The 22560-nt window shown below is 61.9% G+C and carries 22 protein-coding genes and 1 tRNA gene; 8 read left to right on the top strand and 15 right to left on the bottom strand.

Going from position 1 to position 22560, the window contains the following annotated elements; genetic code table 11:
- Window positions 1-12: 12 nt before the first annotated feature.
- Entirely contained in the window at window positions 13-1194 is a 1182-nt protein-coding gene (locus AC1DZU_RS01355) for an HlyD family secretion protein (RefSeq protein WP_477281038.1), read from the bottom strand.
- Between the two features lie 132 nt (window positions 1195-1326).
- On the opposite strand from AC1DZU_RS01355, the gene AC1DZU_RS01350 reads away from it, so the two are divergent.
- The gene (locus AC1DZU_RS01350) at window positions 1327-2061 is read left to right on the top strand and encodes a TetR/AcrR family transcriptional regulator (RefSeq protein ID WP_477281036.1); all 735 of its coding nucleotides are present in this window, start codon (window positions 1327-1329) and stop codon (window positions 2059-2061) included.
- On the opposite strand, the gene yihA is transcribed toward AC1DZU_RS01350, so the two are convergent.
- From yihA to AC1DZU_RS01335, 3 genes are all read right to left on the bottom strand, one after another.
- On the bottom strand, window positions 2058-2717 hold the full coding sequence (gene yihA, locus AC1DZU_RS01345; protein ID WP_111545233.1) for a ribosome biogenesis GTP-binding protein YihA/YsxC: 660 nt from the start codon (window positions 2715-2717) through the stop codon (window positions 2058-2060). The two genes, AC1DZU_RS01350 and yihA, sit on opposite strands and share 4 nt — an antisense overlap.
- On the bottom strand, window positions 2714-3352 hold the full coding sequence (locus AC1DZU_RS01340; protein ID WP_477281034.1) for a CatB-related O-acetyltransferase: 639 nt from the start codon (window positions 3350-3352) through the stop codon (window positions 2714-2716). The genes yihA and AC1DZU_RS01340 overlap by 4 nt, the downstream gene beginning before the upstream one ends.
- A 124-nt stretch (window positions 3353-3476) precedes the next feature.
- A complete protein-coding gene (locus AC1DZU_RS01335; RefSeq protein ID WP_477281032.1) occupies window positions 3477-3791 on the bottom strand; it encodes a hypothetical protein in 315 nt (104 codons plus the stop codon).
- A 175-nt stretch (window positions 3792-3966) separates the two neighbouring features.
- Here AC1DZU_RS01335 and AC1DZU_RS01330 point away from each other — a divergent pair, with 175 nt between their 5' ends.
- The 3 genes from AC1DZU_RS01330 to AC1DZU_RS01320 are packed head-to-tail and all read left to right on the top strand — an operon-like array spanning window position 3967 to window position 7257.
- Window positions 3967-4431 (top strand): MarR family winged helix-turn-helix transcriptional regulator, encoded by a 465-nt coding sequence (locus tag AC1DZU_RS01330; protein ID WP_477281030.1) that lies wholly within the window; start codon window positions 3967-3969, stop codon window positions 4429-4431.
- Window positions 4424-5713 (top strand): HlyD family secretion protein, encoded by a 1290-nt coding sequence (locus AC1DZU_RS01325; RefSeq protein WP_477281028.1) that lies wholly within the window; start codon window positions 4424-4426, stop codon window positions 5711-5713. The genes AC1DZU_RS01330 and AC1DZU_RS01325 overlap by 8 nt, the downstream gene beginning before the upstream one ends.
- The gene (locus AC1DZU_RS01320; RefSeq protein ID WP_477281026.1) at window positions 5710-7257 is read left to right on the top strand and encodes a DHA2 family efflux MFS transporter permease subunit; all 1548 of its coding nucleotides are present in this window, start codon (window positions 5710-5712) and stop codon (window positions 7255-7257) included. Before AC1DZU_RS01325 ends, AC1DZU_RS01320 begins: the two co-directional genes overlap by 4 nt.
- 181 nt (window positions 7258-7438) lie before the next feature.
- On the opposite strand, the gene AC1DZU_RS01315 is transcribed toward AC1DZU_RS01320, so the two are convergent.
- The 4 genes from AC1DZU_RS01315 to rpmH form a co-directional block, all read right to left on the bottom strand.
- Window positions 7439-7999 (bottom strand): fasciclin domain-containing protein, encoded by a 561-nt coding sequence (locus tag AC1DZU_RS01315; protein WP_477281024.1) that lies wholly within the window; start codon window positions 7997-7999, stop codon window positions 7439-7441.
- A gap of 169 nt (window positions 8000-8168) precedes the next feature.
- A complete protein-coding gene (gene yidC, locus AC1DZU_RS01310; protein ID WP_477281022.1) occupies window positions 8169-9983 on the bottom strand; it encodes a membrane protein insertase YidC in 1815 nt (604 codons plus the stop codon).
- Between the two features lie 14 nt (window positions 9984-9997).
- The gene (gene rnpA / locus AC1DZU_RS01305; protein WP_111545239.1) at window positions 9998-10351 is read right to left on the bottom strand and encodes a ribonuclease P protein component; all 354 of its coding nucleotides are present in this window, start codon (window positions 10349-10351) and stop codon (window positions 9998-10000) included.
- A gap of 16 nt (window positions 10352-10367) precedes the next feature.
- The gene (gene rpmH / locus AC1DZU_RS01300) at window positions 10368-10502 is read right to left on the bottom strand and encodes a 50S ribosomal protein L34 (protein ID WP_008833937.1); all 135 of its coding nucleotides are present in this window, start codon (window positions 10500-10502) and stop codon (window positions 10368-10370) included.
- A gap of 278 nt (window positions 10503-10780) precedes the next feature.
- On the opposite strand from rpmH, the gene AC1DZU_RS01295 reads away from it, so the two are divergent.
- On the top strand, window positions 10781-12271 hold the full coding sequence (locus tag AC1DZU_RS01295) for a sensor histidine kinase (protein ID WP_095083532.1): 1491 nt from the start codon (window positions 10781-10783) through the stop codon (window positions 12269-12271).
- Window positions 12272-12549: 278 nt separating this feature from the next.
- A tRNA-Arg gene (locus AC1DZU_RS01290) sits at window positions 12550-12626 on the top strand.
- A 569-nt stretch (window positions 12627-13195) separates the two neighbouring features.
- On the opposite strand, the gene AC1DZU_RS01285 is transcribed toward AC1DZU_RS01290, so the two are convergent.
- From AC1DZU_RS01285 to AC1DZU_RS01275, 3 genes are all read right to left on the bottom strand, one after another.
- The gene (locus AC1DZU_RS01285) at window positions 13196-13690 is read right to left on the bottom strand and encodes a DUF302 domain-containing protein (protein WP_477281019.1); all 495 of its coding nucleotides are present in this window, start codon (window positions 13688-13690) and stop codon (window positions 13196-13198) included.
- 68 nt (window positions 13691-13758) lie between these two features.
- Window positions 13759-14619, bottom strand: coding sequence for an alpha/beta fold hydrolase (locus AC1DZU_RS01280; RefSeq protein WP_477281017.1), 861 nt, complete (start codon window positions 14617-14619; stop codon window positions 13759-13761).
- A gap of 146 nt (window positions 14620-14765) precedes the next feature.
- Window positions 14766-15536: an alpha/beta hydrolase gene (locus tag AC1DZU_RS01275; protein ID WP_477281015.1), complete on the bottom strand. Its 771-nt coding sequence runs from the start codon at window positions 15534-15536 to the stop codon at window positions 14766-14768.
- Window positions 15537-15745: 209 nt separating this feature from the next.
- On the opposite strand from AC1DZU_RS01275, the gene AC1DZU_RS01270 reads away from it, so the two are divergent.
- Window positions 15746-16708: a cupin domain-containing protein gene (locus AC1DZU_RS01270; RefSeq protein WP_477281013.1), complete on the top strand. Its 963-nt coding sequence runs from the start codon at window positions 15746-15748 to the stop codon at window positions 16706-16708.
- A gap of 261 nt (window positions 16709-16969) precedes the next feature.
- On the opposite strand, the gene AC1DZU_RS01265 is transcribed toward AC1DZU_RS01270, so the two are convergent.
- From AC1DZU_RS01265 to AC1DZU_RS01255, 3 genes are all read right to left on the bottom strand, one after another.
- Window positions 16970-17527, bottom strand: a complete 558-nt coding sequence (locus AC1DZU_RS01265; protein ID WP_477281011.1) for a dihydrofolate reductase family protein — start codon at window positions 17525-17527, stop codon at window positions 16970-16972.
- A 554-nt stretch (window positions 17528-18081) separates the two neighbouring features.
- Complete coding sequence (locus AC1DZU_RS01260; protein ID WP_477281009.1) at window positions 18082-18438, bottom strand: hypothetical protein; 357 nt, start codon at window positions 18436-18438, stop codon at window positions 18082-18084.
- 47 nt (window positions 18439-18485) lie between these two features.
- Window positions 18486-19937, bottom strand: a complete 1452-nt coding sequence (locus tag AC1DZU_RS01255; RefSeq protein ID WP_477281007.1) for a LuxR C-terminal-related transcriptional regulator — start codon at window positions 19935-19937, stop codon at window positions 18486-18488.
- Between the two features lie 184 nt (window positions 19938-20121).
- On the opposite strand from AC1DZU_RS01255, the gene AC1DZU_RS01250 reads away from it, so the two are divergent.
- The gene (locus tag AC1DZU_RS01250) at window positions 20122-20535 is read left to right on the top strand and encodes a hypothetical protein (protein ID WP_477281005.1); all 414 of its coding nucleotides are present in this window, start codon (window positions 20122-20124) and stop codon (window positions 20533-20535) included.
- An 89-nt stretch (window positions 20536-20624) separates the two neighbouring features.
- Here the strand turns inward: AC1DZU_RS01250 and AC1DZU_RS01245 are convergent, their stop codons facing one another.
- Window positions 20625-22553: an adenylate/guanylate cyclase domain-containing protein gene (locus tag AC1DZU_RS01245; RefSeq protein ID WP_477282181.1), complete on the bottom strand. Its 1929-nt coding sequence runs from the start codon at window positions 22551-22553 to the stop codon at window positions 20625-20627.
- Between the last annotated feature and the right edge of the window lie 7 nt (window positions 22554-22560).

The raw sequence follows: 22560 nt of genomic DNA, 5'->3' as shown, positions 1-22560 counted from the left end.
CCCGGTGGCCGCTCAGTTCGAGGCCGTGGGCGCGGTACGGCTGTCGACGGCGACGACGACACTCAGGCCGGCGCGCAGCCTGCCGCTCTTCAGCACGTCGGCCGGCACATCGATGCGGACCGGGACGCGTTGCACGACCTTGGTGAAATTGCCGGTGGCGTTTTCGGGCGGCAGCAGCGAGAACACCGCACCCGAAGCCGGCGCCAGCGACGAGACGGTTCCCTCGAAATCCTGGCCGTCGGTCGCATCGACCGAGATCTTGACCTTCTCGCCGGGAACCAGCCGGGCAAGCTGCGTCTCCTTGAAGTTGGCGACGATGTAGAGCTTGTCCATCGGCACGATGACGGCGAGCTTCTGGCCGGGGCTGACGAGATCGCCCTGCTCGACCGAGCGGTTGCCGACGACACCGTCATAAGGCGCCTTGAGCACGGTAAAGGAAAGATCGCGCGCGGCCTTGTCCCGGCTGAGTTGCAAGGAAGCCAGCGTGCTTGCCGATTCGGCGCGCTGCGCCTGCAGCACGCCGATATTGGCCTGTGCCGCGGCGATCTGCGCGTCGGCGCCGACAAGAGCGGCGTTGGCCTGCTGGACCGCCGTCTGGGCATCGTCCAGCTGTGCCTGCGTGCCGACGTGCGTCTTGAGCAGTTGCGAGGCGCGTACCTCGACCTTCGCCGCATTGTCGGCGGCGGCCTGGTCAGCGACCTTCTGTGCCTGCGCCTGCTGCAGCGAGGCGCGCGCCGCTTCGGTCTGGGCGTCGATACGGTCGAGCGTCTTGCTCAAGGTGGCGATCTGCGCCTCGGCCTGGGCAACGGCTATCTTGTAGTCGCCGTCATCTACGACGAGCAACGGGTCGCCAGCCTTGACCGACTGGTTCTCGCTCACCTTGACCTGATCGACATAGCCGGAAATCTTGGGCGAGATGAACGCCATGTCGGCCTGGACATAGGCGTCGTCCGTCGAGATCATGAAGCGACCCGTGGTCCAGTAGTTGTAACCGTACCAGGCGCCGGCGCTCAGCAAGGCAACGCCGATGATCGGCAGCAAAAACGAGCGCACCGAGCGCTTCTTCTTGGCTGGCGCTTCCACCGGCGTGCTGACGGCCGGCTGGAAAGGCACTTCGGGCGCTTCCGTCGCCGGAGCGATCTTGGCATTGGGGAAAGGACGGACTTCGGCGGTGGTTGGCGCGTTCGAGGACATGACATCTCTCTAAAATAAGGCTATGATACTGAACCGTTCGGTTCGATCCGGCCGTTGACATAGCGCGGAAACAGGACCATATCAAGTGCAATCGAACCGATTGGTTCGAATTATTTTCGAGGTGTGACTTTCATGGTTGAGACTCAGACTAACGTCGAAACCGACCCGTGCGGCGACCTGCTGGAGCATGTGCGCCGTGGCCGCCCGGCGGCAGGCCAGGATCCGGTCAAGCGCAGCCAGATCATCGAGGGCGCCCGTCGTGTGTTCATCGACAAGGGTTTTGAGGCTGCGTCGATGAACGACATCACGCGCGAGGCCGGTGTCTCCAAAGGCACCATCTATGTCTACTTTGCCAACAAGGAAGAACTGTTCGAAGCGCTGATCGAGGAAGAGCGCGGCACGATCTTCAAGAACATGTATGACGTGCTGGACAATGCCGACGACCTGCGCGAGACGCTGGTCAAGTTCGGAAAGGTGCTTGCCCTCAAGATCACGTCCGCCAAGGTCATCCAGGCGCAGCGCACGGTGATCGGGGCATCCGACCGGATTCCCGAGCTTGGCGCGCGTTTTTACGAACGCGGCCCCAAACGCGGCCATGACAAGGTCGCGGCGTTTCTCGATGCCGCCATCGAGCGCGGCCTGCTGCGGATCGACGATGTCGATCTTGCCGCCTACCAGTTCACCGAACTGTGCCTGGCCGGTTTATTCCGCCAGTGCATCTTCGCCTACCGCACCAAAGCCCCGGGCCAGGATGAGATCGACCACATCGTCAGGTCCGGCGTCGGCATGTTCCTGAAGACCTACGGCACCGAAAGCCTCGCCGCGGAAGAAAGCCACCAGACGATTGCAATCGAGGCCAGACCCTAGCCACCATTGGCGGCCAACACGATCGCGGCCTGCAACTCCTCGAGGCCCTCGGCCTTTTCCGACGACGTCGCCAGGACGAACGGAAACGCCGCCGGCCGCTTCTTGATCTTTGCCAGCGTCTCCTCGATCAGCCGCGGCACGCCGGCAGCCTTGATCTTGTCGGTCTTTGTCAGCACGATCTGGTAGGACACCGCCGCCTTGTCGAGCAGCGACAGCACTTCGTCATCCTTGGCCTTGATGCCGTGGCGGGCGTCGATCAGCACATAGACCCGCTTCAGCGTGACGCGGCCCTTGAGATAGTCGAAGACCAGCTTGGTCCACTCGTCGACCTTCTCCTTCGGCGCGGTGGCGTAGCCGTAGCCGGGCATGTCGACCAGCGCCAAGGGCGGCAGGTCGGCGCCCTCGCCGGAAAATCCATCCGGTACGAAATAGTTGAGCTCCTGCGTACGCCCCGGCGTATTGGAGGTGCGGGCCAGCCCCTTCTGATTGACCAGCGCGTTGATCAGCGACGACTTGCCGACATTCGAGCGGCCGGCAAAGGCGATTTCCGGCGGCCCTTCCGGCGGCAGGAACTTCATCGCCGGCACGCCGCGGATGAATATCCACCCGCGTGTGAACAGTTCGGTGCCGATCACGGTGTTGTTCAGAGCGTTCAAGCTGCTGCCTCCAGAAGAGAAATATCGGCACCCCGGATAGCATCGAGGTTGCGGCTGATCTTGTCCACCGGCCAGTCCCACCACGCCACCGCCAGCAGCCGCCTGATCGTCCGGTTGTCGAAACGCGTCTTCACCATTTTGGCCGGGTTGCCGGCGACAATCGCATAGGGCGGCACGTCATGCGTCACCACCGATTTCGCGGCAATGATGGCGCCATGGCCGATCGTCACGCCGGGCAGGATCACAGCCTCCATGCCGATCCAGACGTCGTTGCCGAGCACGGTGTCGCCGCGCACTTCCTTCGACCATGTCGCCGGGTCAAAACCCTTTTCCCAGCCATGGCCGAAAATATTGAACGGATAGGTGGAAAAGCCTGACATGGCGTGATTGGCGCCGTTCATGATGAAGCGCGCGCCCTCGGCGATGGCGCAGAACCTGCCGATGATGAGCTTGTCGCCAATGAACGGATAATGGTGCAGCACGCATTTCTCAGCGAATTTGTCCGGTCCGTCCGGATCGTCATAATAGGTGTAATCGCCGATCTCGATGTTCGGCCCGCTCGCCAGTCCCTTGAGGAAACCGACGCGGGTGTGCATCGGGATCGGGTGCTTGATGTCGGGGTTGGGTCCGTCCATGTCGAGGTCCGTCGGATAATAGGCCACCAGGCAGAGGCGAAGTTCGCATGCGCCGGTTCAAAATAGCGTGATCCGCCCTATAGCACCAATCGGCTGACGAGCTAGCCTTGCGTGGTGGCGTTGCTCATTTGTTGCCGCGGCAGATCACGATCGGATCGGACAGCGCACTGTCGAAACCGCTGCCCTGGTAGACGGTGACGTTCGAAGCTCCGGGCGGCAACATGAAGGTGCCTTCGACGATTTTCTGATCGCCGGCCGACGTGTGCAGAGCCCAGCTAAACGTGCAAAACTGAGGCGGCGCCTGGGGTTCGACGTGGCTGCAGTTCAATTGCGCCCCACCCAGCATGGCGGCACCGCCGCAACTGACCGCCTCCCTTGCGAGCGCAATGCCGGGCCATCCCGCCAGGGCTGCGACGGTCGCGATCTTTAGCCAATTCATCATCAAATCCTCGTCCGGCAACGGCCTGTTGCTCGACCCTTCTGGGGCGCCGCAAGCGCGTGCGACATTTTTTCCGGACTTAGTGCGTCTTGTGCGCGGCGTCCAGCAGGATTATGTGCATGATGATAATAAGCATGCTCACTAAAAGTCGCGTTCAGAAAACCAGCCCCCTCCCATGCCATCGTCACCCAACATCAGCTTCGTGCTGCACGATGTCGCGCGTCTGCTTCGAAAGCGGTTCGAGCAGCGGTCGCAGGCGTCGGGGCTGACCCGCGCCCAGTGGCAGGTGCTGGCCTATCTGTCCCGGCATGAAGGCATCCACCAGAACAAACTGGCCGACCTGATCGAGATCATGCCGATCACGCTCGCCCGGCTGCTCGACAAGATGGAGGCGCGCGGCTTCATCGAACGCCGGCCCAATCCGGCCGATCGCCGGGCGTGGCTGCTTTACCTGACGCCGCAAGCCCATCCGCTGCTCGAAACCATGCGCAGCAACGGCCGGGAAACGCGCGACGAGGCCTTCGTTGGCCTTTCGGCGGATGCCCAGCTGCATCTTCTGCAAACCCTATGCCTGATCAAATCCAATCTGCTCGAGGCTTGCGCCCAGCCAGCCGTCGACCGGGAGAACGACCATGACTGAATCGACCTCACCCAAAAAGCCCGGCAAGGGCGAACCTTCGGATCGGAAGAGCGACCAGATCATCCAGCTGGATAGCGAACGCGAGCAGAGGCGTGCCAGCGCCGTCATCGCCGATGACGAACTGGAAGCACCGGTTGCCCTCGAGCCGGCGGCACTTGAGGCTCCCTCCAAAGAGCCGCAGCCGCAAGCCATGGTGGCGGTTGCGCCTGCGGCGCCGGTCAAGCCCAGGCGCAGCATGACACGGCCGATCCTTTTCGCCCTGCTTCCGGTCGCGCTGGCTGTCGGCGGCTATTACTACGCTGTCGGTGGCCAGGTCATGACATCAGACAATGCCTACATCCAGGCGCAGTCGCTCGGCGTTTCCACCGACGTCTCCGGCACCGTCTCCGAGATCGACGTGCACGAGAACGAGGCGGTGAAGAAGGGCGACGTGCTTTTCCGCCTGAGGCCGGCCTCCTTCGAAACCGCTCTTGCCGCGGCCCAGGCCCAGCTCGGGACGGTGCGTAATCAGGTGCTTACCTTGCAGGCAAGTTACCAGCAGTCGCTGGTGCAGATCGAGCAGGCGCAGGCCGACATTCCCTATTATGAGGCCGCTTTCAAGCGTCAGCAGGATCTTCTCAAGACGTCTACCTCTTCCAAGGCCACTTTCGACAGCGCCCAGCACGACCTCGATGCCGCCCGCCAGAAAGTGTCCGTCGCCAAGGCGCAGGCACAGGCGATGCTTGCCCAGCTGGGTGGCGACGCCAGCCAGCCGGTCGAGAAGAACCCCTTCTACCTGCAGGCCCAGTCGGCGGTGGACGACGCCCAGCGCAACCTCGGCGATGCGATCGTCAAGGCGCCGTTCGACGGCATCGTCACCAATGTGGACGCGCTGCAGGTCGGCAAGTACCTGCCGGCGTCGCAACCGGCGTTCAGCCTGGTTTCGGCGACGGATCTGTGGATCGCGGCAGAGCCGAAGGAAACCGAACTGACCTATGTGCGGCCAGGGCAGGCGGCGACGATCAGCGTCGACAGCTATCCGGGCAGCGTCTGGCACGGCACGGTCGCCTCCATCAGCCCGGCCTCGTCGTCGAGCTTCTCGCTGCTTCCGGCGCAGAACACCACCGGCAACTGGGTCAAGGTCGTGCAGCGCATCCCGATGCGCGTGACGGTCGACGATCCTCAGGGCAAGCCGCCACTGCGCGGCGGGATGAGCGTCGAGGTCGGCATCGATACCGGCCATGCGCGCGGCCTGCCGAACTTCGTCACGGATCTCATCAACCGGTTCGAGCAGAAGTCATGACCAGCGCGTCCGCGACAGGTGGCACATCGGTGATCGCCAATCGCGGCGCCATCACCGCTTGTGTGATCCTGGCCACCATCATGCAGGCGCTGGATACGACCATCGCCAACGTGGCGCTTCCCTATATCCAGGGCAGCGTTTCGGCGAGCGCCGACCAGATCAACTGGGTGCTGACGTCCTACATCGTCGCGGCTGCCGTCATGACGCCGCCCTCGGGCTACCTTGCCAATCGTTTCGGCCGCAAGCGCGTCCTTTTGACCGCCATCACCGGCTTCGTCGTCGCTTCGGTTCTTTGCGGCTTCGCGCAATCGCTGCCGCAGATCGTCGGCTTCCGGCTGCTGCAGGGCCTGTTTGGCGCGGCCCTGGTGCCGTTGTCGCAGAGTATCCTGCTCGACATCTACAGCGTCGAAGAGCGCGGTTCGGCCATGGCGCTGTTCGGCGTTTCCATCATGGTCGGGCCGGTGCTCGGGCCGGTCATCGGCGGCTGGCTGACCGAAAATGTCAGCTGGCGCTGGGTCTTCTACATCAACGTCCCGATCGGCATGCTGGCTTTCGCCGGCGTGTCGATGTTCGTCCAGGAAACAAAGACGGATCTCAAGGCAAGGCTGGACTGGCTGGGATTTGGCATGCTCAGCCTCACCATCGCTTCGCTGCAGATGTTTCTCGATCGCGGCGAGCAGCTCAACTGGTTCTCGTCATCGGAGATCATCGTCGAGGCGCTGATCTGCGCGTCGGCCTTCTACATCTTCCTCGTCCACACCTTCACCGCCCGCAACTCGTTCGTGAACCCACGGCTCTTCCTCGACCGGAATTTCGCCGTCGGCATGGTCTTCATCTTCATCGTCGGCATCACCTACCTCGCTTCGCTGGCCTTGATGACACCCTATCTGCAGACGCTGATGGGCTATCCGGTGGTGACGGCCGGCATCGTCATGGGCCCGCGCGGCCTCGGCACCATGGCTTGCATGTTCCTGGTCGGCAGGCTGGTCGGCAAGGTGGATACGCGCTGGCTGCTCCTGACCGGCCTGCTAATCACCGCCTGGGCGATGTACGACATGACCGGCTGGACCCCTGATGTCTCGCAATGGACGATCATCAGCACCGGCTTCATCCAGGGTGCGGGGCTCGGCTTCCTGTTCGTTCCGCTGACCACCATCACCTTTGCCACGCTGGCGCCGGAACGGCGCGCGGAAGGCACCGGACTGTACAATCTGTCGCGAAACATCGGCTCCAGCGTCGGCATATCGGTGGTCACCGCACTTCTGACGCAGAATGTGCAGATCAACCACGCCAACATCGCCACCTATGTGACGCCCTACAACCAGGCGTTCAGCAACCCGGCGATCTTCCAGGCGATGAACCCTTACAGCGCCGCCGGCCGTGCCGCGCTCGACGGCGTGGTGACGCTGCAGGCGACGATCATCAGCTACATGAACGACTTCAAGCTGATGATGATCCTGTCGCTTGCCGCCGTTCCGCTGGTTCTTTTGCTGCGCAAGCCGGCGACGCCGGCCAAGGTCGACCACAGCGCCGTCGTGGAGTGACGGCACGAGGCCACTCCAGGACATGCCGATGCAAAAAGAAACCGGGGCCCTGTAGGGGACTACAGGACCCCGGCCGATGCCGATACGGCTTCCCAAGAAACATGGCACCTCGTCATGAGGTGGGGATGGCAGGCCCGAGAAAGCCCAACGGACCTGCCTTGATCCCCTGCGCCGGAAGCCGTTACTTCGGCAGCAGCACCTTGTTGACGACATGGATGACGCCGTTCGACTGGTTGACGTCGGCGATCGTCACCTTGGCCTCACCGCCGGACTCATCCATGATGTAGAGCTTGCCCTTCTTGACCCCGGCGGTCAGCGTGTCGCCTGAAACGGTCTTCATCTCATACTTGCCGCCCATTGCCTTGGCCTTGGCCATCATGTCCTTGCCGGAGATCTTGCCGGCCACGACATGCGCGGTCAGCACCTTGGTGAGCTGGTCCTTGTTCTCGGGCTTGAGCAGCGTGTCGACGGTGCCCTTGGGCAGCGCGGCAAACGCTTCGTTGGTCGGCGCAAAGACGGTGAACGGACCGGCGCCCTGCAGCGTGTCGACCAGGCCGGCGGCCTTGACGGCAGCGACCAGCGTCGTGTGGTCCTTCGAGTTGACGGCGTTCTCGACGATGGTCTTGGTGGTGTACATGGGCGCGCCACCAACATTGGGGTTCTTGGCATAGGCTGGAGCGACGATCGTCGCGCCGGCGACGAGTGCGGAGAGGGCAATGGTCCTGAATGACGGCAAGCGCATGTGGTCTTCCTCCGGGTGAGGGCTGATCGGGATTGATAGCCTTTGGAAATGCACACGCAGTCACGCCCCGCGACCGCTTTCAGTTTCGCCGATCACGGGAACGTGACCCGACCTGTGGCCAATAAAAAAGCCCCGGACCAGCCGGGGCTTTGATGGAAGGAGACGTCTGCTATTCCGCCGGCGACGGTTTCTTTCGGAACAATGCCACGAGATTGTCCCACAGTTCGATCTTGGCGCCCTGACGCTTCATGATCACGCCCTGTTGCAGGATCGACAGCGTGTTGTTCCACGCCCAGTAGATGACGAGACCGGCCGGGAAACCCGCCATCATGAAGGTGAAGATGACCGGCATCCAGGTGAAGATCGCGGCTTGCGTCGGGTCCGGCGGCGTCGGGTTCATGCGCATCTGCAGGAACATGGTGACGCCCATGATCAGCGGCCAGACGCCGATCATCAGCATGTGCGGCAAAGTGACAGGCACGAGGCCGAACAGATTGAAGATCGATGTCGGATCGGGTGCCGCCAGATCCTGGATCCAGCCGAAGAACGGCGCGTGCCGCATCTCGATGGTGATGTAGAGCACCTTGTAGAGCGAGAAGAAGACCGGGATCTGCAGCGCGACCGGCCAGCAGCCGGCCAGCGGGTTGATCTTCTCGGTCTTGTACAGCTCCATCATCGCCTGCTGCTGCTTCATCTTGTCGTCCGCGTATTTCTCGCGGATCTCGAGCATCTTGGGCTGTACCTTCTTCATGTTCGCCATCGACGCGTAGGACTTGTTGGCGAGCGGGAAGAAGATGGCCTTGACGATGACGGTGGTGGCGAGGATCGCCAGGCCGAAATTGCCGAAGAATTTGTAGAGCGTGTCGATCAGCCAGAACATCGGCTTGGTGATGAAGTGGAACCAGCCCCAGTCGATCAAGAGGTCGAAGCGCTTGATGTGGCGGTCTTCCGCATAGGCGTTGATCTTGCCGACCTCCTTGGCGCCGGCGAAGATCTCGCTCTCCACCGTTGCCGACTGACCGGCATCGACGGTGATCGGGTCGGTCAGGAAGTCGGACTGGTAGCGATGGCGGCCGTCCTCGAAATAGGCGTAGCGCGGCTGGAACGGCTGCTTCTCGGTCGGCACCAGCGTCACTGCCCAGTATTTGTCGGTGATGCCGAGCCAGCCGTCGGTCGACTTGCCAGGCATCGCCTGCTTGTCCTTTTCAATGGACGCGTATTTGTGCTCCTGCAGGCCTTCCGTGCCGGTGAAGCCGATCAGGCCCTCATGCAGCACATAGGTGCTGGCGACGGCCGGCTTGTCGAACCGGGTGACACGACCGTAGTTGGACAGCGAGACGGCAGCCGCGCCCGAATTCTGGATCGTATCGGAGACTGTGAACATGTAGTTGGTATCGACGGAAAAGGTGCGCTTGAAGGTCAGGCCCTTGTCGTTCGAATAGGTCAGCGTGACCGGCGTCGTCGGGGTCAGCGTTGCATTTCCGTCGACGGTCCAGACCGTCTCGGGACCGGGCACCGCTCCGGTCTTGTCGTTACCGACAAAGCCGATCTCGGCATAATAGCCATTGGGAAGTGCCGCCGGGTTGAGCAGGCTGATCTCGGGCGAATTCTTGTCGACCGTCTCGGTGTAGTGCTTGAGCTTGAGGTCGTCGAGACGGGCACCGGTCAGGTTGATCGAGCCCTCGAGGCTCGGTGTGTCGATTTTGGCGCGCTTGCTGGTCTCCAGGGCCTGTTCGCGGCCGGCCGGCGTCACGGCGTCGGTGCCGGGTGCGTTCGGAATGGCGCCAGGTGCGGCGGGCGTTGCGGTACCGGCGCCGGGATTGGCGGCGTCGGCGGCCTTCTTCTGCTCTTCGACGCGCTGCTGTTCGATGCGGACCGCCTCGCGCTGGGCTTCGCTGCGCGGCAAGACATAAAAATACTGCCATACCGCCAGGATCAGCACCGACAGCGCGATGGTGATGAAGAAGTTCCGGTTGTTTTCCATCGAAAGCCCTTGGCCTATCGTGTTCCGCGCAATCGGCGGGAGAGTTCGGCCTTCAACTGGCCGAACGGAATGGTCAGCACATCTTCGCGCCCGACGATCACATAGTCATTGCCAGGCGCCATGTCACTTGCCGCATGCGTACGGACCGCTTCTCGCAGCCGTCGCCGGACGCGATTGCGGACAACCGCATTGCCGACCTTCTTGGTGACGGTATAGCCGACGCGCGGCGACAGGCCGTCGCCGCGGTCGAGAACTTCAACGAGAAAAAGCCGCCCGCGTCGCTTTTCACCACGACGGACGGCCAGGAATTCGGCGCGCTTCAGAAGCCGCTTGGGATTTGGTCCCACTGGCTTACCGGATGCGGGCAACGATCTCGTCTTCCGTTCAGGCGCTGAGCCGCTTGCGACCGCGGTTGCGGCGAGCTGCGACGACGCCGCGACCACCCTTGGTGGCCATGCGGGCACGAAAGCCGTGCCGACGTTTGCGGACGAGTTTAGACGGTTGGTAGGTACGCTTCATTTGTTTTAATACCGCGGGGTGCGGCCCTTCTTGATTCTGTCACTGTGTAACAGGAGCTTTGCCGGGCCGGTTTTGGCGCGATCGAAACCGCGCCGGGACGAATGGCCCGAGCGTGAGCGGGCTTATAGAAAGAAGGGTTTTGGAAGTCAATCCGGAGTCGCCAGGCCGAAGCCGGTCGTCGTCCAGGCCGGTTTTTGTTTCCGGCCAAGGATGAAATTGGTAAAAAAGCCGTAATCGCCTAATCTGCGTTGATCAAGTGATCGTGAAGACATAGCCGCATGAGCGAAACCATACAGGCGGAGGAACGGATCGACACGGCGGCGCCAACCGCCGGGCGCACCGTGCCGCTGTCGCGCGGCCTGTCGACCAAGCTGCTGCTGCTCACCATCGTTTTCGTGCTTCTGGCCGAAGTGCTGATCTTCCTGCCGTGGATCGCCAGCTACCGGCTGAACTGGCTGAAGGAGCGGCTGAGCACGGCTGCGGCGGTGTCGATCGTGCTGGTGCAAGGTGAATCCACCTCGCTGTCGCGTGCGGCCCAAAACGACGTGCTGATGGCGATCGGCGCCAAGGCGATCGCGGTGCGCGACGGCGGCGTGTCGCGGCTGCTGGTGGTGGCCGAGATGCCGCCGCAGGTCGACGAACACATCGATATCGCCTCGATCGGCATGATCAAGGGCATGACCGGCGCGCTCGACACGCTGTTTTTCGGCGGCCACCGGATGCTGCGCGTCTTCGGCCCGGTCGGCGACAGCGATAAGGAGTTCGAGCTGATCATGCCGGACAACAGTCTGCGCAATGCCATGCTGCGATATTCCCGCAACGTCGCCTTCGTCTCGCTGCTGATCTCGCTGTTCACCGCAATGCTGGTCTATGCCGCGATCGACCTGATCATGATCGGGCCGATCCGGACGATGACGCGCTCGATGCTGTCCTTCTCCGAAGCGCCCGACGACCCCGGACGCATCATCCATCCCGCCGCCCGCGCCGACGAGATCGGCGTCGCCGAGCGCGAGCTGTCGCAGATGCAGGAGCGGCTGCAGAAGATGCTTTCCGAGCAGAAGCACCTTGCCGACCTCGGCCTGGCCGTGTCGAAGATCAACCATGACATGCGCAACATCCTGGCCTCGGCGCAGCTGATGTCGGACCGCCTGCGCCAGGTCAAGGACCCGACGGTGCAGGCCTTCGCGCCGAAACTGCTGCGCGCGCTCGACCGCGCCGTCTCCTACTCCGAAGGCGTGCTTCACTACGGCCGCACCCAGGAGCCGCCGCCGTCGCGCCGCAGGCTCAGGCTGCGCCAGCTGGTCGAGGACGTGCACGGCCTGCTCGACATCGAGCAGGGCATCGAGTTCGTCAATGCGATCGAGCCGGCCTTCGAGGTGGATGCCGATTCCGAGCAGCTGTTCCGCGTGCTCACCAATCTGTGCCGCAATTCCGTGCAGGCCATGGCCGCAGACAATGAAAGCGCGCTGGTCCGGCGCCTGGCGGTGTCGGCCGTGCGCCTGGGCAGCGTGAGCCGCATCGTCGTCACCGACACCGGCCCCGGCCTGCCACCCAAGGCACGGGAAAACCTGTTCGCGGCCTTTCGCGGCTCGGCCCGCAGCGGCGGCACCGGCCTTGGCCTGGCGATCGCGCACGAACTGATCCGGGCGCACGGCGGCACGGTGGAGCTGGTGGAAAGCATCGGCGGGCGCACCACATTCGCGGTCACCATCCCCGACCAGCCGGTCCGGCTCGACCAGGCCCGCAACGGCCTGCGCCGCCCGGCGTGATGGTTCGGGCGCTGTTTGGCCCGATGCTCATTCCCTGCAAGCCCGGTGCCCATTTTCTCTGGGGTCGGTGTTCTTCCTTCCAGGGATCGCGTTTGGGCCCGACTTCGGCCCTTTTGAACATGGCGGAATCCTGACCGCCGTCGCCGGATGACATACTTGCGACAAAACTTTTGCCGGATCGGCTTGCTTTTCGGAAATTCAGTCGCTAGGGAACACGTCTCGTCGTGGCCGGTCGTTCACGATCGGCTAGCGGGGTCATGGAAAGCATGGCCTGTTGCGCGCCCGTAGCTCAGCTGGATAGAGCACCAGACTACGAATCTGGGGGTCAGGAGTTCGAATCTCTTCGGGCGCGCCATTACACCACCACTCCAGAGCACACTGCGCACTCGGGGTCCGCGATCGACCCTCGGCAGACTCTGACAGGTGAGGGCGCTCATGACTGCTTTGCGCCGCATATCGCCGTTCGAAGTGGTGGTTACCGCGCCTAAAAGCAGCCGTTCATTCAATGCGCCAAAGAATGCTGCCGCCGCCTGCGGGTGAGTTCGATCGAGCTCGCGAGCTAGAGCAGTTCACTGTTCACGGAAACGGCGAACTACTCGAACTCTTTGTTTCGAGGCAATTCCGGACGGAAAACCGTTGCACACTTTTCCTGGAATTGCTCTAGGGAAAAGCGCAGGTCGCGTCGTGACGCAAGTGGTGCGGCCGAGACGGAACACGCTTGCTCGCGCGGCTGTCACGGTCTCTCGAAGCGATACTGTACCGAGCCGCTCCGCACGACCCGGACGGATGCCGAGCCACCATCGCTTCGGCGACCGCTTTCCTCAACGCCGTCGCCGCCATGGTTCCCATCCGCCGCATCGCGAAGGTCATGCGTGTTCGGGACGGACTCTCACTTCCATCCGTCTGAAGCGTCATCAGGAGAGTTTAGCTCGTGCATTCGCGTAACAAGCTTGTGATTTTCGTATCAAGATCGCGGGCGACAGCAAGAGCCTCCAAATTACCATAGGAGAGCAGATAACTCTCCATTTTGTCATAGGAGACATGCACGCCATCGGGACGTTGATCAAGAAGGACTGTGACTGGGGCGTAGGATCCAGCATCAGGAACGTGCTTGACCATTTCTTTCATGATAAGTGGATTGCCCAGCAAAAACCGCATGCTCTTAGGCGTGTCGCGTCCAGTCTCGCGGCGCAGAATGGCGCCCAAGTCGAATTCCGCGAAGAGCATGAGACCTGTGCGGCCTTGGCCGTTTTGCACAACGCGCTCCAAATCCGAGAAGGAATTTGCAGCCCTCGTCGCTTTGAAAAATTCGACCACGTCAGGTTGCCCGACCGCTGACTTGAGCGCGGTCACAACGGCGTCGAATGGTTTGGAACACGTCAGGCTGAAACGCTCAACCTCGACCTTTGCGATTGTCATTTCTTTCTCCGCAACAGCTCTCAAGAATAAAGGTGCGACCGATCGCGCCGGGATTATGCAACCGCCGATTACGCTTCCAGGAAGGTCCGGACCTGGCTGACGAACAATTCGGGGTACTGAAACAGCGCGCCGTGGCCGGAATCGGGATAGAGGACCAGCTGGGCGTTGCTCAGAGCCTTGAACATTGCGTAGGCGTTGTCCGCCGGCAGCATGGTGTCGTGGCTGCCGCTGACCACAAGGACGGGCTGGCGGATGGCGCGCAGAATGGCGTGCTCGGGATCCGGTGTGGCGCACCAAGTAATAAGCGCCTTGGCCTGCGCATCCGTCACCGCGCCGCCGTTATCGGTGTCCCGATCTTCCCTACGCACCTTCGCCCGCTTCAGGAACGCCAGGCCGGCCGACTGGCTGGCGGACGACTTCGTGAAGAATAGCGGCAGGCGGAGGTCCGGCGCCTCGGTTTGGGAAAAAGCGTCCTGGAGAACCGCCAACAGGTGTTCCTCTCCGCCTTTCGGCGCGGTGCCGACCAGGATCAGCTTGCGGACCAGCCGTCCGTGCTCGGCAGCGATCTGCTGGGCGACGAAGCCGCCGAGGGAAAAGCCCAGAAGGTCGACTTCGGAGAGGCCGAGCAGTTTGATAAAAGCGACAGCGTCTCGGGCCATCGCCGCGATATTGTCGGGCGTTTGGCCTGTCGAGCGGCCGACCCCGGCGTTATCGAAAACGATCACCGGTCGATCGGCGGCCAGGACATTCACGACGGCGGGGTCCCACGCGTCGATGTTGCCCGAGAAATGCTGCAGGAGAACCAGCGCCGTTCCGGTCGATGGGCCGAGGTGGCGATAGGCGAAGCGGATTCCGCTGCCTTCGATGTAACGGGTGGGCGCCGTTTCCAGCGTGGCGGCGTCCTGGCTCGCGGTGTCGAACTCAGTCATGTCATCCTCCGGATGCTTGGCATAAGATAATCGAGTGGGGGTAGTTGGTGCGGTTTTGGCTAGGTCTGAGCCGCTCGCGGTCCAAGGCATTCCGTAGTCCGCCGAGCACGCGTGCTCCCGGCACGAAAGTGCCGGGAGCGGTATCGTCACTTCACGAGTGCGGCCTTTTCAATCACGGCGGCGACTTCCTTCGCGTGGACGACGAGGGAGGCATGGCTGCCGGCGACCTCCGTCGTCTGGGCCTTCATCCTGTTGGCGAAAATCTTCTGGACCTCGGGTGCGATGACCTTGTCCTTCGTGCTGATCACATAGAACGTCGGCTTGTCGCGCCAAGCTGCCTTATCGACGGGAGCCTCGAACGCCGTGTGGTTCAACGGGAGCTGATGGTTTGCCAAGGATTCGGCGATCTCCGGAGGAAGGTCAGCCGCGACTGCCGAAGGAAACACTTTGGGATCGATGTAGAGGTTGCCCTTTTCGTCGGGATGGATCGCCGCGGCGCCTTCGGTTGCTGGACCGCTCTTGGATAAGCTCGCCAGAGATTCCCCCACGTCGGGCGCGAATGCGGAGACGTAGACGAGCGCCGAGACGTTTGGATCGTCGCCTGCTTGGGTGATGACCACACCGCCCCAAGAGTGGCCAACGAGAACGGTCTTGCCGTTCTGTTTCGCGAGTGCCTGTTTGGTGGCATCGACGTCCGCTGCGAGGGATGTGAGCGGGTTTTCGACGAGCGTTACGTTGTAGCCCTTCTTCGTCAGGATATCGGCAACCGGCTTCCAGCTCGTCTGGTCGACGAAAGCGCCATGGACGAGCACGATATTGTGAGCCGCCCCCTTGGGCAGTTGAGCTGATTGGGCGGGGACAGCAAGTGTTGCTCCGGCCATGAGGACCGTGGCGACCGAGAGTAGAAGATTTCGCATTGATTGCTCCTGTTGAGATGACGGACGACGCGGGTCCGGGGCAGGCGTGTCGGCAAAAGTCGCGGTTCTCCCATCTGCCGTTTGCGTAATGGTTTGCCGCGCGACCTGTTGGCTCGACTTGAGATCAGGTACTACGTGGAGCATTCGGACGTTAGGCATCAATCGTCCGAATATTGTGTCTGACCGTCCGTCGTATTAACATCGGGAGGATGGACATCCTCGCCCAAGTGCTCGATCGCATTCGCCTCGGTGGAACTCTGCTCTTTCACTTCGAGCTCGGCCATCCATGGAATCTGGCATTGCCAGCGCGCCCCTACGCCCTGTTCCATTATCTCAGTCGTGGCTCAGCTACCCTCGAGCTTGATGAGGGACGAGAACTCCACATGACCGCGGGCGACTTTGTCGTCGTCACACGCGGCGAGCCTCACGTGATTTATTCGGACCGCCGGACGAAGCCGTTACCGATTCCGGATCTCGGTCGACTGCCCGGACGTCTTGGCGTCGTTCGTCATGGAGGCAACGCGCAGCCTCTCTCGACGATGATCTGTGGCAATTTCACTGTGGAGCGGCCCTCGCGCGGCAGCGTGTTAGAATTACTTCCGCCCCTGCTTCTCCTGAAGCCGACGGACGACGGCGGATGGCTCGAGGCGATTCTGCAACGCATGGTGAGCGAGTCGGCGCTGGCGCGTCCCGGCCAAGGCGTCGCACTCTCACGACTGACAGAAGTGCTCTTCGTTGAGGTGTTGCGAAGCTGGATCAAGTCTCTCGATTCAGGAGAAGGCGGGTGGCTGGGGGCGATGGCGGACCCGCACATAGGACCGGCGCTTCAGTTGATTCACGAACGACCGGATCAACCCTGGACCCTTGGCGACCTAGGGCAGCGCGTGGGGCTCGGTCGCTCGGCGTTTTCAGCTCGCTTCACCAACCTCGTCGGCCAGTCCATGTACCGTTATCTGATCGCACGCCGGATGTCGGAGGCTGCGTTTCTGCTCGAAACAAGCGACGAGGGGATTGCAAGGATTGCGACCCGTGTCGGCTACGAGACCCCGGCCGCGTTTTCGAAGCTGTTCCATCGACATCATGGCCTATCGCCTGGCCGTTATCGAGCAGCTCGCCGGTCTGACGGTGGCCGAAGGCAAGGGGACGTCCTGGAAGCAGAAGTCGCCGATTGACCTCGACCAAGCTGGCTACTGGAAGGTCTGGCGATGGGCGGCGGGGCGGCTCCGGCAGGAGTGTCCAGTTTGTTCGCAAATGGCGCGCAGAATCGTCACCCCGCCGGTACGGGCAGCCAGCCGAGGTCTCCGCTACAGACGGCCCGGCGCTTGGGTGCATCTGTTCTCATCCAGGCCGCCAGGCGACCAAAGCCGACTGTTAATCGGCGGCGTTCCAGCGACACGCAAGCCCCGAGTTGGGCGCGTTGAGGCTGCTCGGCGTCAGCGCTCGCGCCGATAGTGCATAGCGACCGCGCCGTTGCGGAGCGGCTTCGCCGAGACCAGCTCGAGCCGTCGCGCACCGGGCAGCCCGCCCTGGTACAGGGTCGGGCCGTGGCCGGCGATCCTGGGATGGACGAGGAGCTGATATTCGTCGATCAGATCCAGCCGGTCCAGCTCGGTTGCGAGTTTGCCGCTACCAAGGAGCACGCCGGCCGGAGTCGCGTCCTTGAGCCTCTGTACGCCTGTTCGCAGGTCGTCGGCGATGTGGTGGCTGTTGGCCCACGGGAAGTCCGTTCGCGTCGACGACACCACATACTTCGGTTTGGCGTCCAGCTTGACCGCCCACTCGCGTATCGCCGGCGGCGCCTCCACGTCGCCGCGAGCCACCGCCGGCCAGTAGCTCTCCATCATCTCGTAGGTGATGCGGCCCCACAGCATCGCCCCGCCCTCGTCCATAAGGCGGGTGAAGAACGCGTGCGTCTCGTCGTCAGCGATTCCCTCCTCATGATCGACGCAGCCGTCCAGGGTGACGTTTATGCTGAAGGTCAATAGTCCCATGCGACGAGCCTAAGCCATCCGCTCGAAAAGACGTAGGGCTATTCGCGGTTGATGTTCAACTTCCGCTATGGGTTGGTTTCAGAAGTTGGTGCCAGACCAGAAACCGGCCGTTCGCGGCGTACAATCGGCGGCTCCGGGGAGCCCGCCGGATACCCTGTCGCACAATGGCGTAGGTGCGCCCGGAGAGGTTCGAACTGTCGTCGAGTTTTGGCTTGATCACAGGCGCGACGACTGCTTTCGAGAGGTTGCCATTTGGGAGTGGACAGTCTGCTTGCGGCTCAGTTCCAGTCTTTCCAATCCATATGTGCGATGGTCCGCAGTCGACGCGACCACGCTGTTCGGCCACTGGGTCGAACGCCTGAAGGCCACGTGCGCCGTGAGAAAGCCTTGCCCTCCCGTGATCCGCTACAACCGGGCCCGGGGGCTTCCGTTTGCGCGTGCGAGGTCATCGATCGGCTCGGATTCCGTCGGCCTTGGCAAGAGTGTAATAGTCAACCCACCTACATCAATGTTTCAGCTCGCCACTTCTTGACAAAAGGGCGGTCGATCTGTGGTCATTGTCCTATTCTCAACATCACCTTGCGCCCGTCGGAAAGGGTTCCCGCTCCTGTGCCAGCTACGGGTTGTCGGCTGGTCAACGAGAACACGAACCGGGATGAGAGTTGCCCGCAAACGATCGTCCCTTCTCCATGCGAGAACGTAAGATTGACGATAGCCGTCCCTCGGCATTCGACCCCGGTATTGGTCTGTCCGCTAATAGTTCCGCGCCGTGTAATGCTGTTGACGAAAGCCGTCCCGGAAAAGGTGAGCGTCCCATCGGCAGTCTGACCGGAGACTGGTGCGATGATTGTGAGCGGATTTTGCGCCTGCGCGTAGCCGACAGCCTCTACGGCACCATAGGCAATCAACATTGTGGCTAGGATTCGCCTGGTCTCGCCGAGGTCTCCGCAATGGTATCTCAATTGAAGCTTGCCAGCCCCGCGCGGCGGGCACCCTCCCGGATCGCGGCAATAGCGGGAGGATTGGCGACTGGATAGGAGCCGATAAACCCTTCGGCCGAAGTGTTTGGAAATTCTCTCGCCAACCGGTTGGCAATCTTTATTGCCTGAGGGGTTTCACCGAGCATGGCGTGCGCCATGGCCTGGAACAGCAGCGTTGCAGGCGAGTCCGGCGGTGCTTGGCTGAACGCGGTCAGCCACTCCCTGTGGAGACCTACAACGAAGCTCGATCGGCCAAGCATGCTATAGTACCAGGAAACATACGGATTGAGACGGATCGCACGCTTCGCCAGTTCATATCCTTCCTGCGGGTCGCCTGTCACGAACGCCTTTCCTCCGGCAAGCAGGGCGAGGGTATCGGCATCGTGCGGGGCGGTCGCCAAGGCAAGATCATGTTCTCTTGCTGTGGCATCGAGATCGCCCTGCAAGGCTCGAAGCTCGGCTAGACATATGCGTGCATGGGTATCACCCGCGTCGAGCGCCAAAGCTCGTTCGAGGCACAGTTTCCATTGCTCCTTTGCGGCGGAAGGGTCGTTGGTAAACGCATTGATGGCGGCGACGGCATGCGCCAGCCCCAGTACTGTCCAGGCTCTGGCAAGTCCAGGGTCGAGCTCGATGGCACGCGTCAGAAGCCGCACCGCTTCCGCATTCGAAGCGTGCGTGTACAAATTGTGCTGCTCGACGCCGAGCAGATAGTAGTCATAGGCACGTAGGCTGGCGGGGTGTTTTCGGCGGACAACATCGCGTCGAAGTTTTGCGAGCTTGCCGCAACAGCTAGCAAGGACGTTGACGACGTTTTCGGTGACCATGTCCTGCATCGCAAACAGGTCTTCCGCTGATCGATCATAGCGGGCCGTCCACAAATCGACTCCAGTGCGCGCGTCGACGAGTTGGACGCAGATCCGCAGCTGCTGCGCTGCCGCCTGCAAGGTCCCCTCAAGTAGATAATCCGCATTCAGTTCCCGCCCGATGGATAGCACGTCATCGCGCCGTCCCTTGTACGAGAGCATGGTCTGGCGGGCGATGACCGCAAGGTCGGGGTAGCGAGCGAGGTCGACCATGATGTCCGCCGACAAGCCATCGGCCAAGCGGTTCCATCGCTCGTCCGCGCTCAGATTGTCGAAAGGGAGAACCGCAACGACTGTTGGCCCAGAGGCCTCTACCGAAAGGCCACCGGATGATGCCTGGCCCGTGTCTTGCTCGCGTTGGTCGGCAAGCAAGGTTGCAAGCGCAACTTTGCTGCGAATATCGAGTTTCCGGTATATGGCCGACAGATGGGTCCGAACGGTAGTCGGCGCTATGAAGAGCGTCTCGCCGATTTCACGGTAGGTCATCCCCTCGGCGAATTTTGCAGCGACCACCCGCTCCCGGTCCGACAGACTGGTCAGAGGATTGCTCACGGCGCGAAGCATCGCTTCAAGTCTCCGATCCGCTACGAGTTGTGGCCGACCCGGCACGGCAAAATACTACAGATGCGATCTCGAAAACACTGCATTTGCATGATGCCATCCGACCGCCACCAATTCTAGGCTTTCCTGTCGACGGGGTTTGGTCGGGTCGCAGAATCCCGATCCATTCAGGAAGCAGGAGGTGTCCATGACAAAGTCATCTATCTTTGCCGCAATGCTGGTGCTGCCTCTGTCGGTTGGACCGTGCTTGTCCGAAGGCACGCAATCTGGCGGCAAGCTGATTTCCGAAGATGCTGTGAGAGCCGTTAGTGCCGAATTGTATTCCGACATTCTGATCCGAGCGTGCAGGAACGGATGGCGCTACCCTCGGAGCCAAATCGAGAACGGCTTCAAAAGGCATCTCAGCGAGCTGAAATTGCAACTGGTCGATCAGGGTTACTCGATCCTGCCTGGTGTGAAAGCGAACCGCTCGCCCCGGAGTCTCTTCGCACTGGCATTTGTCGCCAAGCGCCAATCTGTCGCCTCGCGCCAGTTCGGCTGTGCCCGCCAATACTGGCTCGACGAGGGTCCGTTCTGGAGCGGGCAACTGGGGCAGGAATAGCCGCCACTGGCCAGACTTCACTTGCCGAGCCGGCTTTCACTGTAGAGATGCTCATTTCACCGCGCGGTCAGCGCTCAAGCCGAGCTGTTCTATGGCTGCCCGAGAGGCTGCGCCTCCCCCGTCTCGCATTCCGGTAGTCGCACTGGTTTGGCGAGCTTTGCCAGCCCCTCGGGCTTGGCGCAAAGCGGGAAGCCGGCGAGCGGCATTGTCTCGATGAAACGAGCGCGTTCCCTCTTGCCCGAGCTGAATTCATTGACCAGGCCCTCGACGGTCAGGTCCGGATACCGTTTGAGGGTTTCCCTGACCGAAGCATTCGCCTCATCGGTTCGACCCAGTGCCGCGAGGGAGCTGCTGCGCACCACCCAATCCCCTTTGCCGTGGTTATCGGGCGTCTTGCGCTCCAGCATCTTCACGGCGTCCTCATAGCGGCCAGCCATAAAATAGGCCGTGGAGTAGAAACTAGTTGCCCACATCGGGTAATTCGGGTCGAGCCGTATAACTTGGTCGACCAACTGAGCGCCGCGTTCGGGTTCGTCGAAGCCTGCCGCATAGCCGGAATAGAATGTCAGGATTTCGGCCGAACCCGGAGCGAGGCGGAGGGCCGTGTCCAGCTCGACCTTGGCGCGGGCGTTGTCGCCCCTTTCTTTGAGGCTCATGCCAAAAACGGCGTGCGCCTCGGCGTCGCTAGGATCGAGCCGCACCGCGCGTTCGGCTACATCGGCAGCCGCCTTGATCTCGCTCTCGGGATTGATACCGAAGCCAGCCAATATTTTATGAGCATGATAAAGTTCCACCCAGGCGCGGGCGAACCCGGGGTCCAGCTCGACAGCGAGGTTGAGCAGCCTGATAGCCTCCTCCTCATCCGCTACGGTAATCTTTTCAATCCTTTCGGTTCCGAGCAGATAGTCATCATAGACAGTCAAGTTGTCCGGCCGTTTACGCTTCGCTGCAGCCCGCCCCGCTCCCTGAATCAGCCCCACGCCGTTGCCGAGACGGTTGGTGACTTGCTCTGCAATCTCGGTCTGGACGGCGAACACGTCCTCAGCGGGCCGGTCCCAACGATCCGACCAAAGATGGTTGCCGGTTTGTGCATCGATCAACTGCGCGGTAACCCGCACCCGCCCATTTTGCCGCTGGATAGAGCCTTCCAGCACGAAGCCGACATGGAGCGCACTTGCGACCTGCCGGGCATCCACCGGCTTGCCTTTGTAAACTTCCGTCGAATTCCGGGCCACGACCTCAAGTTCGGGAAACCGTGCGAGGTCGGTGATGATATCCTCAGTCAACCCATCCGCCAAACGACCGGTGATCTCGTCGTCGCCATAATTATTGAAGGGCAGCACCGCGACCGACGGCTTGGCCCCCAGTGGCGCGGGGTGAAAGAACCACCAGGTCGCTCCACCCGCCAGAGCCAGCACCACGACGGCCGCCGCAGCCGTCCTGGTCCAGCGCGGCATCATTCCGAGAAGCGGGCGGCGCGCCCGTTTGCCGTCGAGTCTCAGCCGGTACATCCGCACTGGGCGGCTGATGTTCTTGACCTGCTGCTCGCCGGCGAAATCGAGCGGCCAGTCGAGTTTGCCCTGAAGATGATCGTATGCCGTGCCCGACACCATCACGCCGCCCGGCTCGGCCAGCTGCTCCAGCCGAGCTGCCACGTTGACGCCGTCGCCATACACATCGCCATCCACCAGTGCCACATCGCCAAGATTTATCCCGATGCGGAACACAATCCGCTCATGCTCCGGCAATCCACCATTGCGAACGGCCACTGCTTTCTGAATTTCGGCTGCGCAGATCACCGCATCGACCACGCTGTCGAAGACGACAAGTGCGCCATCTCCTAACAGCTTGACAATTCGACCCTGGTGCAGAGCGATCGCCTTATCGGTCACATCGGCCCGGATAGCCCTCAGGCGTCCGATGGTGCCAGCTTCGTCGATCTCGATCGCCTTTGAATAGCCGACCATGTCCGCTGCCAGGATCGCCAGCAGTTTCCGGTTCAATGGAGGGACGATCATCATCCGG

The organism is Mesorhizobium sp. P2_A12, assembly GCF_056405075.1.
Note: the sequence above shows the minus strand (reverse complement) of the source record. Positions and strands in the feature narration are given on the sequence as shown.

Coding starts and splice junctions, on each gene's coding strand:
- AC1DZU_RS01330 (WP_477281030.1), top strand. CDS start 3,967: ATGCCATCGTCACCCAACATCAGCTTCGTGCTGCACGATGTCGCGCGT.
- AC1DZU_RS01335 (WP_477281032.1), bottom strand. CDS start 3,791: ATGAATTGGCTAAAGATCGCGACCGTCGCAGCCCTGGCGGGATGGCCC.
- AC1DZU_RS01245 (WP_477282181.1), bottom strand. CDS start 22,553: ATGATCGTCCCTCCATTGAACCGGAAACTGCTGGCGATCCTGGCAGCG.
- AC1DZU_RS01275 (WP_477281015.1), bottom strand. CDS start 15,536: ATGCGAAATCTTCTACTCTCGGTCGCCACGGTCCTCATGGCCGGAGCA.
- AC1DZU_RS01325 (WP_477281028.1), top strand. CDS start 4,424: ATGACTGAATCGACCTCACCCAAAAAGCCCGGCAAGGGCGAACCTTCG.
- AC1DZU_RS01350 (WP_477281036.1), top strand. CDS start 1,327: ATGGTTGAGACTCAGACTAACGTCGAAACCGACCCGTGCGGCGACCTG.
- AC1DZU_RS01250 (WP_477281005.1), top strand. CDS start 20,122: ATGACAAAGTCATCTATCTTTGCCGCAATGCTGGTGCTGCCTCTGTCG.
- AC1DZU_RS01255 (WP_477281007.1), bottom strand. CDS start 19,937: ATGCTTCGCGCCGTGAGCAATCCTCTGACCAGTCTGTCGGACCGGGAG.
- AC1DZU_RS01315 (WP_477281024.1), bottom strand. CDS start 7,999: ATGCGCTTGCCGTCATTCAGGACCATTGCCCTCTCCGCACTCGTCGCC.
- AC1DZU_RS01320 (WP_477281026.1), top strand. CDS start 5,710: ATGACCAGCGCGTCCGCGACAGGTGGCACATCGGTGATCGCCAATCGC.
- AC1DZU_RS01340 (WP_477281034.1), bottom strand. CDS start 3,352: ATGGACGGACCCAACCCCGACATCAAGCACCCGATCCCGATGCACACC.
- AC1DZU_RS01295 (WP_095083532.1), top strand. CDS start 10,781: ATGAGCGAAACCATACAGGCGGAGGAACGGATCGACACGGCGGCGCCA.
- AC1DZU_RS01260 (WP_477281009.1), bottom strand. CDS start 18,438: ATGTTGATTGCCTATGGTGCCGTAGAGGCTGTCGGCTACGCGCAGGCG.
- rpmH (WP_008833937.1), bottom strand. CDS start 10,502: ATGAAGCGTACCTACCAACCGTCTAAACTCGTCCGCAAACGTCGGCAC.
- AC1DZU_RS01355 (WP_477281038.1), bottom strand. CDS start 1,194: ATGTCCTCGAACGCGCCAACCACCGCCGAAGTCCGTCCTTTCCCCAAT.
- AC1DZU_RS01270 (WP_477281013.1), top strand. CDS start 15,746: ATGGACATCCTCGCCCAAGTGCTCGATCGCATTCGCCTCGGTGGAACT.
- yidC (WP_477281022.1), bottom strand. CDS start 9,983: ATGGAAAACAACCGGAACTTCTTCATCACCATCGCGCTGTCGGTGCTG.
- AC1DZU_RS01285 (WP_477281019.1), bottom strand. CDS start 13,690: ATGACAATCGCAAAGGTCGAGGTTGAGCGTTTCAGCCTGACGTGTTCC.
- AC1DZU_RS01280 (WP_477281017.1), bottom strand. CDS start 14,619: ATGACTGAGTTCGACACCGCGAGCCAGGACGCCGCCACGCTGGAAACG.
- AC1DZU_RS01265 (WP_477281011.1), bottom strand. CDS start 17,527: ATGGGACTATTGACCTTCAGCATAAACGTCACCCTGGACGGCTGCGTC.